The 14,869-nt window shown below is 64.1% G+C and carries 13 protein-coding genes; 9 read left to right on the top strand and 4 right to left on the bottom strand.

Annotated features, from left to right (window positions below; all coding sequences use genetic code 11):
- Window positions 1–155 precede the first annotated feature (155 nt).
- From GPL20_RS34055 to GPL20_RS34040, 4 genes are all read right to left on the bottom strand, one after another.
- Entirely contained in the window at window positions 156–1,184 is a 1,029-nt protein-coding gene (locus GPL20_RS34055) for an ABC transporter permease (RefSeq protein ID WP_157336184.1), read from the bottom strand.
- 12 nt (window positions 1,185–1,196) lie between these two features.
- Window positions 1,197–2,699 carry a sugar ABC transporter ATP-binding protein gene (locus GPL20_RS34050; RefSeq protein WP_157336178.1) on the bottom strand — a complete coding sequence of 501 codons (1,503 nt, stop codon included), beginning with the start codon at window positions 2,697–2,699 and terminating at the stop codon, window positions 1,197–1,199.
- 21 nt (window positions 2,700–2,720) lie between these two features.
- Entirely contained in the window at window positions 2,721–3,743 is a 1,023-nt protein-coding gene (locus GPL20_RS34045) for a sugar ABC transporter substrate-binding protein (RefSeq protein WP_027545749.1), read from the bottom strand.
- A gap of 140 nt (window positions 3,744–3,883) precedes the next feature.
- The gene (locus tag GPL20_RS34040; RefSeq protein WP_167533334.1) at window positions 3,884–4,288 is read right to left on the bottom strand and encodes a globin; all 405 of its coding nucleotides are present in this window, start codon (window positions 4,286–4,288) and stop codon (window positions 3,884–3,886) included.
- Window positions 4,289–4,765: 477 nt separating this feature from the next.
- Between GPL20_RS34040 and GPL20_RS34035 the strand changes: the two genes are divergently transcribed.
- From GPL20_RS34035 to GPL20_RS33995, 9 genes are all read left to right on the top strand, one after another.
- Window positions 4,766–5,140 (top strand): DUF2946 domain-containing protein, encoded by a 375-nt coding sequence (locus tag GPL20_RS34035; RefSeq protein ID WP_205751223.1) that lies wholly within the window; start codon window positions 4,766–4,768, stop codon window positions 5,138–5,140.
- A gap of 95 nt (window positions 5,141–5,235) precedes the next feature.
- Window positions 5,236–7,635 carry a TonB-dependent receptor family protein gene (locus GPL20_RS34030; RefSeq protein ID WP_157336171.1) on the top strand — a complete coding sequence of 800 codons (2,400 nt, stop codon included), beginning with the start codon at window positions 5,236–5,238 and terminating at the stop codon, window positions 7,633–7,635.
- A 26-nt stretch (window positions 7,636–7,661) separates the two neighbouring features.
- Window positions 7,662–8,873, top strand: a complete 1,212-nt coding sequence (locus GPL20_RS34025; RefSeq protein WP_157336169.1) for a sialidase family protein — start codon at window positions 7,662–7,664, stop codon at window positions 8,871–8,873.
- Window positions 8,870–9,367 carry a TlpA family protein disulfide reductase gene (locus GPL20_RS34020; protein WP_157336167.1) on the top strand — a complete coding sequence of 166 codons (498 nt, stop codon included), beginning with the start codon at window positions 8,870–8,872 and terminating at the stop codon, window positions 9,365–9,367. The genes GPL20_RS34025 and GPL20_RS34020 overlap by 4 nt, the downstream gene beginning before the upstream one ends.
- Window positions 9,368–9,394: 27 nt before the next feature.
- A complete protein-coding gene (locus GPL20_RS34015; RefSeq protein WP_157336165.1) occupies window positions 9,395–9,916 on the top strand; it encodes a copper chaperone PCu(A)C in 522 nt (173 codons plus the stop codon).
- Between the two features lie 32 nt (window positions 9,917–9,948).
- A complete protein-coding gene (locus GPL20_RS34010) occupies window positions 9,949–10,467 on the top strand; it encodes a YcnI family copper-binding membrane protein (RefSeq protein ID WP_157336163.1) in 519 nt (172 codons plus the stop codon).
- Entirely contained in the window at window positions 10,467–12,029 is a 1,563-nt protein-coding gene (locus tag GPL20_RS34005; protein WP_157336161.1) for a copper resistance CopC/CopD family protein, read from the top strand. Before GPL20_RS34010 ends, GPL20_RS34005 begins: the two co-directional genes overlap by 1 nt.
- Before the next feature lie 163 nt (window positions 12,030–12,192).
- Window positions 12,193–13,512, top strand: a complete 1,320-nt coding sequence (proS, locus tag GPL20_RS34000) for a proline--tRNA ligase (protein ID WP_157336159.1) — start codon at window positions 12,193–12,195, stop codon at window positions 13,510–13,512.
- Between the two features lie 73 nt (window positions 13,513–13,585).
- Window positions 13,586–14,866, top strand: coding sequence for a lipoprotein-releasing ABC transporter permease subunit (locus GPL20_RS33995; protein WP_157336157.1), 1,281 nt, complete (start codon window positions 13,586–13,588; stop codon window positions 14,864–14,866).
- The last annotated feature ends 3 nt before the right edge of the window (window positions 14,867–14,869 follow it).

Here is a 14,869-nt window from a genome sequence, read left to right as displayed (position 1 = left end):
ATGACGCTGATCCATTACCGACACCTCACTCCAAGGCATGGACGGCCTCCCGAATCGACCAATCCAGCCATGTTGATGTGTCAGCTATGTCTCCGAACACCCGTCAGTGATCTGTCCGGGCTAAACAACGAGCCCGGCCATGACGGCGCGGCGGTCTACTCCGCCGCTTTTTCCCGCAGCCGCTGCGCGTAGACGTTGATGACCAGCGCCGCCAGCAGGATCAGGCCGCGGATCAGGATCTTCAGGAAACTGTCGATGTTGACGTGGTCGAGGCCGTTGTTGAGGACGCCGAGCACGAACAGGCCGACGATGGTGTTGCCGATGCCGCCGCGGCCGCCGAACAGGCTGGTGCCGCCGACCACGACGGCGGCGATGGAGTCGAGGAGGTAGGTGTCGAACTCGTTCTGCTGCGCGCTGCCGAAATGGGCGACGCCGAGCATGCCGCCGATGCCGGAGCACACCGCCGAGATCACCATGACCGCGCCGAGGATGAGCTTGACGTTGAGGCCGGAATATTCGGCCGCCTCGCGATTGCCCCCGACCATGTAGACGTAGCGGCCGAAGCGCGTATAGGTCAGCACCAGATGGCCGCCGAGCAGCATGATCGCGGCGACGATGACGATCCAGGGGATGCCGCCGATCGAGCCCGAGCCGAGCGTCGTGATCAGGCTCGGCACCTTGTAGGCGATCTGGCCGCGCACCAGCAGCGCCGAGATGCCGGCCGCGATCTGCATCATCGCCAAGGTCATGATGAAGGAGGGGATGCCGATCACGGTCAGCCCCAGCGCGTTGACGAGGCCGAGCAGCGCACAGAGCAGGATCGACAGGATGATGGCGACCGCGCCCGGCAGGGGAATGTTGGCGATGTTGACGTAGGATTCCTGGAGCGTGAAGTAGGCGACCGCGATGCCGGTGACGTTGGCGATGCTGGCGATCGACAGGTCGATCTCGGCGCAGAGGATCACGAAGGTGAGGCCGACCGCGATGATGCCGGTGACCGACACTTGCGTCAGGATGTTGCCGAGATTGTCGAGCGTCGCGAAGGAGGGACTGGCGAGGGCGAAGAAGGCGGAGAGGAAGATCAGCGTCAGGAATGGCGCGATGTTGCGCATCTGCGAGCGCAGGAAGGGCGCAAGACCTCGCGTCCGCGCACCCGTCGCTGGAACCGTTTCACTGCTCGCCATGGTGGTTCTCCGTCACGCCGCTTGCAGCAGGCGGTCCTTGCTGACCGGCTCGCTCTTGAATTCCCGCACCAACGCGCCGCGCTTGAGCACGAGGATGCGGTCGGCCAGCGACAGCACCGTTTCCGGCTCGGTCGACAGCACGATGATCGCGAGCCCCCGGTCGCGGAGGTCGCGGACGATGTTGATGACGTCGTTCTTGGCCCCGACATCCATGCCGCGGGTCGGCTCGCAAAGGACGAGGAGCTTGGGCGGGTAGGTCAGCCACTTTGCCAGCGCGACCTTCTGCTGGTTGCCGCCGGAGAGCATGCCGAGATCGAGGCCGACCACCGGCGGCCTGATCTGCAGCTGCTCGACCTGGCGCTGCGCGATGTCGCGCTCCTGCGCCGGCTTGAGCAGCAGCGCTGCGATGCGGTCGAGAATGCTGATCGAGATGTTCTTGTAGACCGGCTCCTGGTGAAACAGCATGTCGCGCCGGCTCTCCGGCACCAGCGCCACGCCGGCGCGCCGCGCCGCCGCCGTGCTGGCGAAGGTTTTTGGCGTACCCTCGACGGCGAGGGTGCCGCCATCAGGCTTCAGCTTGCCGAAGAGGATGCGCGACAGCTCCTGCTGGCCGCAGCCCATGAAGCCGTAGATGCCGAGCACCTCGCCGGCGCGCGCCTCGAAGGAAACGTCCTTCAGGCTGCGGGCCAGCGACAACTGGTCGACCTTCAGGATCACCGAGCTGGCGCTCGGCCGCGGCAGCATCAGGTCGTCGGTGTAGCTGTGCTCGAGGGCCTCGCCGCCGCGGCCGATCATCGCTTCGATCAGTGCGCCCTTGCTGGTCGCCGCGCTTGCTGTTTCGGCAACCTTCCGCCCGTTGCGGAACACGGTGACCGTGTCGGACACGCGAAGAATGTCCTCGATGAAATGCGAGATGAAGACGATGGCAGTGCCTTCCTCCCGTAAGCGTCGCAGCGTTGCAAACAGCCGCTCGACCTCCGGCGGGGAGAGGGCGGAGGTCGGCTCGTCCAGGATGACGATGCGCGCGCCCGAGAACAGCACCCGGGCGATCTCGATGAGCTGCTGCAGCCCGATCGGAAGATCGCCGAGCCGCGACATCGGATCGACGTCGATGCCGAAGCGGGCGAGCTGCTCGCCGGCCTCGCGCGCCATCCGCCGCCATTGCACGAGGCCAAGGGCGTTGGTCGGCTGGTTGCCGAGGAAGACGTTCTCAGCGACGGTCAGGTCCGGCGCGACGCTGAGCTCCTGGTGCACCATGGCGATGCCGGCCGCGTGCGCATCGCGGGCCGAGCGGAAATGCGTCTCCGTCCCGTCGACCAGGAAGCGCCCGGAGAACTCGGTGTGCACGCCGGCGATGATCTTCATCAGCGTGCTTTTTCCGGCGCCGTTCTCACCGACGAGACCATGGATCTCGCCGGGAAGAAGCGCGAAGTCGACACCACGAAGCGCTTCGACGCCGCCGAAGCTCTTCGTGATGCCCTGGAGCTCCAGGATGGGCTGATGTCCCGCAGGCATGGCAGATCAGATCTTGGAGGCTCAGATCAGGAAGTGATCCTGCATCCACTGCATGCCGGCGGCGTTGGCCTTGGTCACGACCGGACCGTCGGTGACGACGTTCTTGGGAATGCCCTGTCCGCTCTTCTCGCCGCCGACCACGGCGGACACGCCCGCGATGATCGCGCCGCCGTGGATGCGGCAGGACGGATTGCGGACGGTCGCGAACATGCGGCCTTCGCTCACCGCCTGGATCGCCGGCGGCATGGCATCGACACCGCCGATCAGGATGTTGGTGCGATTGCGCGCCTTCATGATGTTGGCGGCGGCGAGCGCCATGTCGTCATTGTGGAAGAATGCCGCGTCGATCTGCGGATACTTGGTGAGATACGTCTCCCAGAGGCGGGCGGTCTTCGACACGTCCCAGTCGGCCGGCTGGGTGTCGAGCACCTCGATGTTCGGGAATTGCTTGACCACCGAGTTGAAGCCCTTGGCACGGCCCTGCGCGCCGGTGTGGCCGAGCGCGCCTTGCGTCATGATGATCTTGCCCTTGCCACCCATGGCGTTGCACAGCGCCTGCGTCACCGAGGCGCCCATGAACTCGTTGTCGGGGGCGAGGAAGGAGTGGACGTTGATCTGGTCGAGCGGCGCGATCAGCGTGTCCATGTCGATCACGGGCGTGCCGGCGTCGATCATCTTCTGCACGGGCTGGGTGAGGGTGCCGATGCCGAAGGCCTGGATCGCGACGAAGTCCCATTTCTGCGAGGCCATGTTGTCGATCGCCGCGCGCTGCTTCACGGCGTCGAGCTGGCCATCGAACCAGGTCACTTCGACGTTGAACAGCTTGCCCCAGAATTCCGCGGCCTGCTTGCCCTGCGCGCACCAGGTGGCCTGGAGACCCGCATTGGAGAAGGCCGCCTTCAGCGGCTTCTCGCTTCGTCCGACTTCGGCTGCAAGTGCTGGGTTTATGCCCATGCTGCCGAGGATGGCAGTCGCGGCGCCGGCGGTCGCTGCCGCCTGAAGAAGATCGCGCCTGGTCGTCGAGAAATCTTTCGTCCCGGACATCGCTCGCTCCCATATATTCTATCGTCGGCGCGTCATTGATTGCGCTACCGATGTCCGAAAGTCTCTCACAAGAGTTGATGCCACTCAATCTGCAATCAATCGCGAGATCGCCGCAGGCACCGTTGGTGCAGCGCAAAGCATCAGGCCGGAATGGCGGCGAACGCCTCGATCTCGACCAGGAGTTGGTCCCAGGCTCGCGCGATGTCCGGCGACCATTCCCCGCCGAGCAGGTCGCGCAGCGTATCCCTGATGATGGCGAAGAACGCGATGAACAGCTCACGCGGCGTGCCATAGCCATCGTGCGAGGCGACCTCGCAGGCGATCAGCCGGAAATGCCCGCGACGCTCACCCGCGAAGTCGAGAATCGCCTCGATCGTCAGCGCGAGCATCGACCCCTTCACGAGCTCGCTGCCCTTTGAGCGGAACATCGTCCGCGTTTCCGGATGCTCTTCGGTCAGACGTTGGTAGACGAGGGGCGCGAGATCGGCGCAGCGCGAGGCCGCGAGCTCAAAGCTCCGTTCGATCGCATGAGAGGGATCGTTCATCGGCGAAGCCATGCAGGCAAAAAAAGAGCGGGGCCCTGGCCCCGCTCGAAAATTGTGTCGACCCTATTATCCCCGATTCTAAGATTTGCTCTTGATTGACGGGGCGACGCTGCGTTTTGCGCGCCAGGGGCTCCTCCCGAGACTTGGACCACCAGACTTCGACCTCGCGGCCTGCCTGAGCGAGAGGGATGCTAGATCAACTTTTCTCACTTGTCATCATTTTCAGCAACGAATGTTCAAAATTCGAGCAGCTGACGAAATGATCGGGCTTTTGACCATATAAGTATATGACAAACATAAGAAATCTGTGGACGGTGGGGGTGTTTGATTTGTCTCAAATGCCGGCCCTCCGTCCGCGGTAGCGTGCCCCGACGACAATTTTCGAGAACTTTGCGCTGGGCCAAGACGGCGGCGGAACTGACCTCGACTTAGGGGCGAGGCGGTGGTTAGTTAGCAGGCGAACGAATGGCTCGGCGGATGCGCGCACGGCTGCAAAAATTCCTACCCGTTGTCCTGCTCGCCCTGGTCATGCAGGTGCTGGCGCCGATTGCCGCGTGCTGGGCCGCCGGGCAGGCCGTTGCCGATCCGCTGTCCACCGGCGTGATTTGTCACAGCGCGAGCGAGCAGGGCGGCCTGAACGATCAGACCGGCGCACCGATCGCGCATGCCGGCGCCTGCGCTCTGTGTTGCCTGGCGCAAGCGAACGCGTCACTCGATTCGCCGCCGCAGGTCGCATTCGCCATTCCCGTCCGCCTCGCCGAGCGCATGGTGTGGCGCGACGCGGATACCTCCACTGTCTCCGCCCATAGAGGCCAAGGCGCCCAGGCGCGCGCACCTCCACGCTTTTCCTGACGTAGCGACGAACCGAACCATTGGCGCGCCACGTTGCCGCGCCGGTGGCGTGCTTAATGGACCGGCCGATGCGCCGGATGTCAGGAATTCAAGAGATGTTACGCATTCGTGCGATCGGCAGCGCGAGCTTGCCTGTGCTTTGTGGCGTGCTGTCCTCGATCAGCTCAGACGCGCTCGCCCAGGCCGCCCAGGAGGCGCTTCCCCCAGTGACTGTCGAGGCGCCGCAGGCCGCCCGTCCCAAACCGGTAACCCGGCCATCGCGACTGCGCTCTGCTTCGGCAGGCCGCGCAGCGAGACCCGTTGCGCCGAACGCGACCGACAGGGCCCCGGCCCAAAACCAGACGGCGACCGCCGGCGCGGTGCGAGATGGCCTCAATCGTTCGCCGGCCGGCCAGACCGCGACGACCATCGATCGTAGTCAGTTCGACAACCGCCCGTCGTTTTCCGTCAGCGACGTCTTGCGGGACAGCCCGGGCATTTCGGTCAAGCAGGGGAATGGCCCCCGCGATTTCGGTATCTCGATTCGCGGCTCCAACGCCCGCAACGGCTTCGGCATCCGCAATCTCGTGATCTTCGAGGACGGCTTTCCGGTGACGCAGCCCGACGGCCTGTCGCGGAGCGACCTGATCGATCCACACGCCTATGGCGCGATCGACGTGATCCGCGGCCCTTCGTCGGCGCTCTACGGCAATTACGCGACTGGCGGCGCGCTCAATTTCCGGACACGGCCGGGCGGCACGATCGACGGCGTCGAATATGGCGTCGACGGGGGCAGCTACGGCTATCTCAACAATTACCTGGCGGCCGGCAAGAAGGTCGGGAATTTCGAGGGCTCGCTGTTCGCAAGCGACGTGCGGGGTGACGGCTACATCGGCAATAGTTGGTTCAACACGCAGACGGTCAACTTCCTCGGCACGCTCAGGGCGACGCCGGACGATCGCTTCACGGTCAAGATCATCAACAACGAGCTCAGCACGCGGCTGCCGATCCGGCAGTCGCTGAACCAGTATTATCAAAACCCCTTCCAGCAGGGCTGTGCCACCGGCGCCACGGCCGCGCCCGGATGCGGTACGGTCAGGCTGTTCAACAATGGCTTCAACGCAACCGCCGGAACCGACACGGAGACGGCCGTGCAGGCCGGGCTCGGCCGCAACGACCGCCGCACCATCGCCGGCGGCCGCTGGGAGCACGATTTCGACAACACCATGACCTGGCGCAACCAGTTCGTCTTCGACGACAGGAACATCAGTCAGCCGACCGGCACGACCAGCGCGATCGGAGATTTTCCGTCGTACAACTACATGAGCGATCTGACCAAGCGCGGCGAGATTCTCGGGATGGAGTCCACCGCGTTCTTCGGCGCCTTCTACAATACGCTGACGGCGTCGAGTGACACGCGAAACGTGATGCCGGGCGGCAATGCCACGCTCGGCAGGCTCTCGAGCAACCTCTACAGCGAAACGACCAATTACGGCGTCCGCGCACGGGAGGAGCTCAAGCTGACATCGTCGCTGACGGCCGTTGCTGGCATTGGCTGGGAGACAACCCTCCTGAAGGGCATCAACACCGCGTATGCATACGCTGGACCCACCGGCATTACTACGACCACGCTCACGACGGCGGACCGGCAGTTTCAAAATGCCGCGCCGGAGTTGGCGCTTCTCTATAACCTCAACAATGAGTGGCTATTCCGAGGGCGAGTCGCCACGGGGTACGGCACTCCGCAGGTTTCGAATCTCTTCATCCTTCCGACGGGCTTGTCGGGCAACAATACCCAGCTCCAGACCCAGAAGAATCTCGGCTACGACCTTGGTTTTGATTGGACGCCGAACAACACGCTCAAGCTCAGCGCGACCGGCTTCTACGAGTTCTTCCGCAACGAGATCGTCAATCAGGCGACGCCGGTCGCAGGCGTAACCTATTCCTTCAATGCGCCGCGATCGGAGCATCGGGGCATCGAGCTTGCCGCCGACTGGAAGTTCTATCCGGGCTGGCGTTTCACGGCGGCGTACACCTATCTCGACGAGGTCTACACCGAATATGTCGAGAACATCACCAATGGCGCGGTGTTCAGCTTCAACCGGGCACGCAACAAGATCCCGGGCATCTCGCCCAACGAGTTGACGGCCCGGATCGGCTACGACGAGTTCGCCGGAGCGCTGACGGGCCTCGGAGGCTTCGTGGAGGTGCAGTGGAAGGACTCCTTCTACATGGACAACGCAAATCTGCTGAAGGCGCCCGGCTATGAGCTGGTCAACGTGAATGTTCACTACAAGACCGATCTGGTGTCCGACACCTTCAGATCCCTGAACCTGTTTCTAGAAGTCAGAAATGTCTTCGACCGCACCTACGTCGCTTCGGCCAACAACATCGCCAACACGGTTACGGGGGCAGGCCTTCAAAATCCTGCGAGCGTGCTCGCAAACACGACGGGATCGATCTATGCGGGCTCGCCGCGCACCTTCGTTGCGGGTATGAAGGTGGCGTTCAAATGATCCGGGCTCTCGAAGGGAGTAAGGCCATGATCCGAAATGGCTTGCTCGGGATCGTCGCTCTCGCATTCCTGCAAGGCGGGGCGCACGGACAGATGCACGGCCAGCATGCGTCCGAAGCGGCATGCGAGGAGCCTACGTTGCGTTGTGCAACCAAGGCGACGCCCGCATTCGCTCCGGACGGAACTCTGTGGCTGGTCTGGATGGCGGGCGGGCAAGTCTCGGTTGCGAGCTCGCAGGATGCGGGGCGGAGCTTCTCGGCCCCCACTCAGGTCACGACGAAGCGGTTGAACCTTGACTGGGGGCCGGATGCGCGGCCGAAGATCGTGGTCGACCGCAACGGCGGCATCGCTGTCGCCTTCTCGATCTTCAGGGATGAGGCCTTCAACGGCCAGGTCCTCTACACGCGCTCGGGCGACGGCGGAAAGAGATTCGCGGAGCTGAAGCCCATCACTGCGAGCAACGAGAGCCAGCGTTTTGAAGCGCTGGCGCTCGATCAGGACGGAACGGTCTTTGCGGCCTGGCTCGACAAGCGCAATCGTGTCCCCGCGAAGGAGGCGGGACGGAAGTACGAGGGAGCAGCGCTGTTCTTTTCTTCGTCTCGCGACGGCGGCGCCACCTTTGCCGAGGCCGGTCTCGCGCGTGACGGCACCTGCGAGTGCTGCCGATTGGGGCTGGCGTTCGCGGCGCCCGGGCGGCCGGCCGTGATCTTCAGAAACATCTTCGAGCGCGGCGTGCGCGATCACGCGGTCATGACCTTCGCCGACGTCTCGACGCCGGGTGACATCCACCGAGTCAGCCATGACGACTGGCAGATCAACGCCTGCCCACACCATGGGCCAAGCCTGACGGTGGCGCCGAACGGGACCTATCACGTCGCCTGGTACACGAACGGCAAGGCGCGGAAGGGATTGTTCTACGCGCATTCGCGCGACGGAGGTCGCACGTTCTCTACCCCCATGGCGCTGGGGCGGCCGGATCGCAATCCGACGCGTCCCTTCGTGCTGGCAAGCCCGGCTGGAACTGTGATGGTCTGGAAGGAGTTCGACGGTGAGAAGACCTCGGTCCAGATGACGATCTCCAGGGACGACGGCGAGACCTGGTCGCCGCCGAAGACGATATCGAGCACGACCGACACGTCCGACCATCCCTTGCTCGTCTCCAATGGCCGGCAAGTGTATCTTTCATGGATGACGAAGGCTGATGGCTATCGTCTCACAACGATCGAGGATCAACAATGAGACGTCGATTTGCAGGCATTCTGGGCCTGACCATCCTGATCGCATCCGCGTCTGCGCTCGGAGCGCCTCCGGCCCTCAAGCCATTTGAACGAGGCACCTGGCAAAGCGTGCTCAAGGGCCACGCGGGCCGCCCGACGCTCGTGCACTTCTGGGGCGTGACCTGCGGGCCCTGCAAGGTCGAGCTGCCGTTACTCGGGAAGTTCGCGAAGGACCATCCCGAGATCGATGTCGTCACGATCAGCGCCGATCTCGTACCGAACCTGCCGGCCGCGACGCAATCGATGCTCGACAAGGCGGGGCTGTCGTCGACCGAGAACTTCATCTTCAGCGACGGCTTTGTCGAGCGTTTGCGGTTCGAGATCGATCCTGCCTGGCAGGGCGACATCCCCAGGACAATGCTCTTCGCCCGCGACGGGACCGTCACGACGATCGAAGGTTCGGCCGAGATGGCCGATCTCGAGAAATGGTCGGCCCAACAACTCTCCACGCACTGAATCCAGTCTGCAAACAGGAATACGGATATGAGGACAATGTTGAAGAATGTGCTGCTCGCGACGTTCGCTCTCACGATCTGCGCGGCGCCGGCCGTGGCCGACGACGTCAAGGCCGGCGATCTCGTCATCTCGCAGGCCTGGAGCCGGGCGACGCCAGGCGGCGCCAAGGTCGCGGGCGGCTATCTCACCATCGAGAACAAGGGGACGGCGGCGGACAGGCTGGTCAGCGTTTCCGCCGATATCGCGGGGAAGGCTGAGATCCACGAGATGGCGATGGACAATGGCGTGATGAAGATGCGTCAGCTCGACAAGGGAATCTCGATCGACCCCGGCAAGACCGTGAAGCTCGCGCCCGGCGGCAATCACCTGATGCTCCAGGAGCTGAAGGGCCCGTTCAAGCAGGGCGACAAGGTGCCGGTGACGCTTCAGTTCGAGAAGGCCGGCAAGGTCGCCGTCTCGCTCGACGTCCAGGGCGTCGGCGCACAGGCGCCCGGCGATGGCGGACACATGATGAAGAAAATGCCGGACCACTCGGGAATGAAGATGTAATGAGCCCGATCATGAGCCTCGGGAGGCCGAGCATGTCGAAACGATTCTGCTTGGTCCTGATTGCCGCGTGCGCGGCCTCGCCGGCGGCGGCGCACGTGTCGCTCGAGACCAAGCAGGCGACGGTCGGTGCATCCTACAAGGCGGTCTTCACCGTGCCGCACGGCTGCGCGGGCTCGCCGACGGTGAAGATCCGCGTGCAGATTCCGGAAGGGGTGATCGCGGTGAAGCCGATGCCGAAAGCGGGCTGGAACGTGGATGCCATCGAAGGCCAATATGCCAGCGAGTACGACTATCATGGCAACAAGCTCTCCTCCGGCGTCAAGGAGGTGGCATGGTCCGGTGGCAAGCTGCCGGACAAGAACTACGACGAGTTCGTCATGCACACGTTCCTGACCGACAAGCTCAAGCCGAATACGACCGTGTATTTCCCCGTCGTCCAGGAGTGCGAGACCGGCGTCAGTCGCTGGATCGAGATTCCGGAGGAGGGGAAAGGGCATTCGCATGAGGGCAAGTCGCCGGCACCTGGCGTGAAGCTCGTGCCAAAACCCTGATGCGCCTGCTCGCCGCGCTCGCGACGCTGCTGCTCGTTGTCGGCTTCGCGACCGGCGCCTTTGCGCATGCGGCGCTCATCGCGGTCGAGCCGGTGAGCGGCAGCATGCTTGCGAGCGCGCCAAGGGCTGTGGAGCTGCGCTTCAACGAGGCGGTGACGCCAGGCGCGATTCGGCTGATCGATGGCGCGGGCAGGGTGCGAGACGATGCGCCCGTCAATGGGTCGGGCGAGACAATCTCGGTCGTGATGCCGCCGGACCTGCCGCAGGGCACGTCGGTGGTGAGTTATCGCGTGATCTCGCAGGATGGCCATCCGGTCTCGGGATCGGTGATCTTCTCGATCGGCACGCCGACGGCGACAAAGCCTCCGGTCACCGCGGATGGCAGGTTGAGCACGCTGATCTGGCTGGCGCGGGTCGGTCTTTACCTCGGGCTCTTTGTTGGCGTCGGCGGCGTGTTCTTTGCACGGTGGATTGCATGGTCGATGACGGGCATGATGGCGCCGCGCGTTGCGCTCGCCATTGGTCTTCCGGGCGCCGTCGCTTGCCTCGGGCTGTTGGGACTCGATCTTCTTGGGCTGCCGCCGGCGGCTCTGGTGACGGTTGCGCCCTGGAAGGTCGCATTCGCGACCAGCGCCGGCCCTGCCTCGCTGGTTGCCTTTGCTGCGATGCTGTTCGCTCTGCTGGCGCTGCGCAGCGCATGGTACGCCCGCGCGCTTGCGATCATTGCCTTGGTCAGTGTCGGTCTGTCGCTGGCCATGACCGGGCACGCGGCAACGGCTCCGCCCGAGACGCTGACGCGGCCCGCGGTGTTTCTCCATGGCCTTGCCGTCGCCTTCTGGATCGGCGCCCTGGCGCCGCTCGCGACACTGCTGTCGAAGCCGACGGCGGCAACATTGCCCGTCGTGAACCGCTTCTCGCGCATCGCCGTGCCGGCGGTCGGCGTGCTGGCATTGACCGGCCTTGGGCTTGCGGTCGTTCAGCTCGAAAGGCCGTCGGCGCTGGTCGAGACTCGCTATGGCATCATCCTCTCGATCAAGCTCGCACTTGTCCTCGCGCTGTTCGCACTTGCCGCGGTTAATCGCTTTCGATTGACCCCGGCGCTCGCATCGGACCACGGCGCCGCGCGCGCCCTCAAGCGCTCGATTCTGCTCGAATGCGTGATCGCGCTTGCCATCCTCGCCGTCGTCGCCGGCTGGCGCTTCGCGGTGCCGCCGCGGACCATCGTTCCGGAGACGCCGTTGGCGATCCACATCCACGGCGACAAGGCGATGTTCCAGGTGCTGGTGTCTCCTGGAAAGGCCGGCGTGGACGATTTCGTGCTCCAGCTCATGAACGCAGAGGGGACGCTGCTCAAGGCCAAGGAGGTGACGCTGACGTTGAGCCTGCCCGAGCGCGGCATAGAGCCGATGGAGCGCAGCGCCTCGCTCGGGCCGGATGGCTACTGGCATGTGCGCAAGGTCGAGCTGCCCGTCGCCGGCCGCTGGCATGTGCAGATCGACGCGCTGGTGACCGATTTCGAGAAGATCACGCTGGAGGACGAGCTCGAGGTGGCGCCGCCCTAGGCACGCCGGCTTTGGGGTACGCCGCTCCTCAAGTCAAACCTGAAGTCGACGGAAAAATGACAGGAATTCCGTTGCGTTAGCAGCTTTTCCTCATTCCCGGTCTTGTGTTTTCGCTCCCAATCCGGTTTCACTGCACCCCGTCACTGATTCTTCGAGTGTTGCCATGCGGTTGTCGCGGTTCTTTCTGCCCATCCTGAAGGAAAATCCGAAAGAGGCGGAGATCGTCTCGCACCGGCTGATGCTGCGCGCCGGCATGATCCGGCAGGAGGCGGCCGGCATCTATGCCTGGCTCCCGCTCGGCTTTCGCGTGCTCAAGAAGATCGAGCAGATCGTGCGCGAGGAGCAGGACCGCTCCGGCGCGATCGAGGTCTTGATGCCGACGCTCCAGCTCGCCGATCTCTGGCGCGAGAGCGGCCGCTACGATGCCTATGGCCCGGAGATGCTACGCATCGCCGACCGCCACAAGCGCGAGCTGCTGTACGGGCCGACCAACGAGGAAATGATCACCGAGATCTTCCGCGCTTACGTGAAGTCGTACAAGAACCTGCCGCTGAATCTCTATCATATTCAATGGAAATTCCGCGACGAGCAGCGTCCGCGGTTCGGGGTGATGCGCGGCCGCGAGTTCCTGATGAAGGACGCCTATTCCTTCGACCTCAACGAGGCCGCGGCGCGGGTCGCCTACAACAAGATGTTCGTCGCGTATCTGCGCACCTTCGCCCGGATGGGACTGAAGGCGATCCCGATGCGCGCCGAGACCGGCCCGATCGGCGGCGATCTCAGCCATGAGTTCATCGTGCTGGCTGAGACCGGCGAATCCGGCGTCTTCATCAATCGCGACGTGCTGGACCTGCCGGTGCCGGGTGAGGACGTCGACTATGACAGCGACCTGACTCCGATCATCAAGCAATGGACCTCGGTCTATGCGGCGACGGAAGACGTCCACGATTCCGCGCGGTTCGAGCAGGAGGTGCCTGCGGACAAGCGGGTGAACACCCGCGGCATCGAGGTCGGTCAGATCTTCTATTTCGGCACCAAATATTCCGAGCCGATGAAGGCGCTGGTGGCCGGCCCCGACGGCGTCGACGTGCCGATCCATGGCGGCTCCTACGGTGTCGGCGTCTCGCGCCTGCTCGGCGCCATCATCGAGGCCTGCCATGACGATGCCGGCATCAAATGGCCGGAAGCCGTCGCCCCGTTCCGCGTGTCGATTCTCAACCTCAAGCAGGGCGATGCCGCGGTCGATGCGGCCTGCGAGAAGCTCTATGCGGAGCTCACGGCCAAGGGCGTCGATGTGCTCTACGACGACACCGACCAGCGCGCCGGCGCCAAATTCGCCGCCGCCGATCTGATCGGCATCCCCTGGCAGATCATGATCGGGCCGAAGGGCCTCGCCGACGGCAAGGTCGAGATCAAGCGGCGCAGCGACGGCGCCCGCGAGACCATGTCGCCTGCGGACGCAGTCGCCCGCCTGGTCGGCTGAATATTGTTCATCGCGCGATATCGCGGCCGCCAATCCGGCCACAATTGACCCCGAATCATGGGATTATCGAGCGATGGATGAGACCATGACCGAAACCGTGAAAACTGCGCCCTTTGCGCCATTCGAGTGGATGCTGTCGGCGCGCTATTTGCGGGCGCGCCGCAAGGAGGGATTCATCTCGGTCATCGCCGGGTTCTCCTTTCTCGGCATCATGCTGGGCGTGGCGACGCTGATCATCGTCATGGCCGTGATGAACGGCTTCCGCAAGGAACTGCTCGACAAGATCCTGGGCCTCAACGGCCACATCCTGGTCCAGCCGCTGGAATCGCCGCTGACCGACTGGAAGGACGTCGCCGACCGGCTCAGCCAGGTTCCGGGAATCCGCCTCGCAGCCCCAGTGGTCGACGGCCAGGCGCTGGCGTCATCGCCGTGGAATGCCTCGGGCGTCCTGGTGCGCGGCATCCGCTCCGAGGACCTCAACAATCTCACCTCGATCGCCAAGAACATCAAGCAGGGCTCGCTGGAGGGCTTCGACGAAGGGCAGGGCGTCGCGATCGGCCGCCGTCTCGCCGACCAGCTCTCACTGCATGCCGGCGACAGCGTGACGCTGGTGGCGCCAAAGGGCGCGGTCACGCCGATGGGCACGACGCCGCGCATCAAGCCGTACAAGATCGTCGCCGTGTTCGAGATCGGCATGTCCGAATACGATCTCGGCTTCGTGTTCATGCCGCTGGCGGAAGCGCAGGCTTATTTCAACCGTAGCAACGACGTCACCTCGATCGAGGTGTTCACCACCAATCCCGACAAGATCGACGCCTTCCGCAAGGCGGTGACGGAGGCGGCAGGGCGGCCGGTGTTCCTGGTCGACTGGCGCCAGCGCAACTCGACCTTCTTCAACGCGCTCCAGGTCGAGCGCAACGTGATGTTCTTGATCCTGACCATGATCGTGCTGGTCGCAGCCCTCAACATCGTCTCCGGCCTGATCATGCTGGTGAAGGACAAGGGCAGCGACATCGCCATCCTGCGCACGATGGGCGCCTCGCAAGGCTCGATCATGCGCGTCTTCCTGATCACGGGCGCCTCGATCGGCGTGGTCGGTACGCTGGTCGGCTTCTTCGTCGGGCTCGTGATCTGTCTCAACATCGAATCGATCCGGCAATTCCTGTCCTGGCTGACCAGCACCGAGCTGTTCTCGCCGGAACTCTACTTCCTGTCGAAGCTGCCCGCCGAGATCGACGTCGGCGAGACCACGGCGGTCGTCATTATGGCGCTGACGCTGTCGTTCCTGGCGACGCTCTATCCGTCGTGGCGCGCCGCGCGCCTCGATCCTGTCGAAGCGCTCCGGTACGAGTGAGGG

Source organism: Bradyrhizobium cajani (genome assembly GCF_009759665.1).
In the GTDB taxonomy this organism is placed as follows: Bacteria; Pseudomonadota; Alphaproteobacteria; order Rhizobiales; family Xanthobacteraceae; genus Bradyrhizobium; species Bradyrhizobium cajani.
This window is presented reverse-complemented; position numbering and strand designations above follow the sequence as displayed.

What these genes read in the sequence shown, in the direction of transcription:
- GPL20_RS34020 (WP_157336167.1), top strand. Translation starts at nt 8,870, where the DNA reads ATGAGACGTCGATTTGCAGGCATTCTGGGCCTGACCATCCTGATCGCA.
- GPL20_RS34035 (WP_205751223.1), top strand. Translation starts at nt 4,766, where the DNA reads ATGCGCGCACGGCTGCAAAAATTCCTACCCGTTGTCCTGCTCGCCCTG.
- GPL20_RS34045 (WP_027545749.1), bottom strand. Translation starts at nt 3,743, where the DNA reads ATGTCCGGGACGAAAGATTTCTCGACGACCAGGCGCGATCTTCTTCAG.
- GPL20_RS34005 (WP_157336161.1), top strand. Translation starts at nt 10,467, where the DNA reads ATGCGCCTGCTCGCCGCGCTCGCGACGCTGCTGCTCGTTGTCGGCTTC.
- proS (WP_157336159.1), top strand. Translation starts at nt 12,193, where the DNA reads ATGCGGTTGTCGCGGTTCTTTCTGCCCATCCTGAAGGAAAATCCGAAA.
- GPL20_RS34010 (WP_157336163.1), top strand. Translation starts at nt 9,949, where the DNA reads ATGTCGAAACGATTCTGCTTGGTCCTGATTGCCGCGTGCGCGGCCTCG.
- GPL20_RS33995 (WP_157336157.1), top strand. Translation starts at nt 13,586, where the DNA reads ATGGATGAGACCATGACCGAAACCGTGAAAACTGCGCCCTTTGCGCCA.
- GPL20_RS34025 (WP_157336169.1), top strand. Translation starts at nt 7,662, where the DNA reads ATGATCCGAAATGGCTTGCTCGGGATCGTCGCTCTCGCATTCCTGCAA.
- GPL20_RS34015 (WP_157336165.1), top strand. Translation starts at nt 9,395, where the DNA reads ATGAGGACAATGTTGAAGAATGTGCTGCTCGCGACGTTCGCTCTCACG.
- GPL20_RS34050 (WP_157336178.1), bottom strand. Translation starts at nt 2,699, where the DNA reads ATGCCTGCGGGACATCAGCCCATCCTGGAGCTCCAGGGCATCACGAAG.
- GPL20_RS34040 (WP_167533334.1), bottom strand. Translation starts at nt 4,288, where the DNA reads ATGAACGATCCCTCTCATGCGATCGAACGGAGCTTTGAGCTCGCGGCC.
- GPL20_RS34055 (WP_157336184.1), bottom strand. Translation starts at nt 1,184, where the DNA reads ATGGCGAGCAGTGAAACGGTTCCAGCGACGGGTGCGCGGACGCGAGGT.
- GPL20_RS34030 (WP_157336171.1), top strand. Translation starts at nt 5,236, where the DNA reads ATGTTACGCATTCGTGCGATCGGCAGCGCGAGCTTGCCTGTGCTTTGT.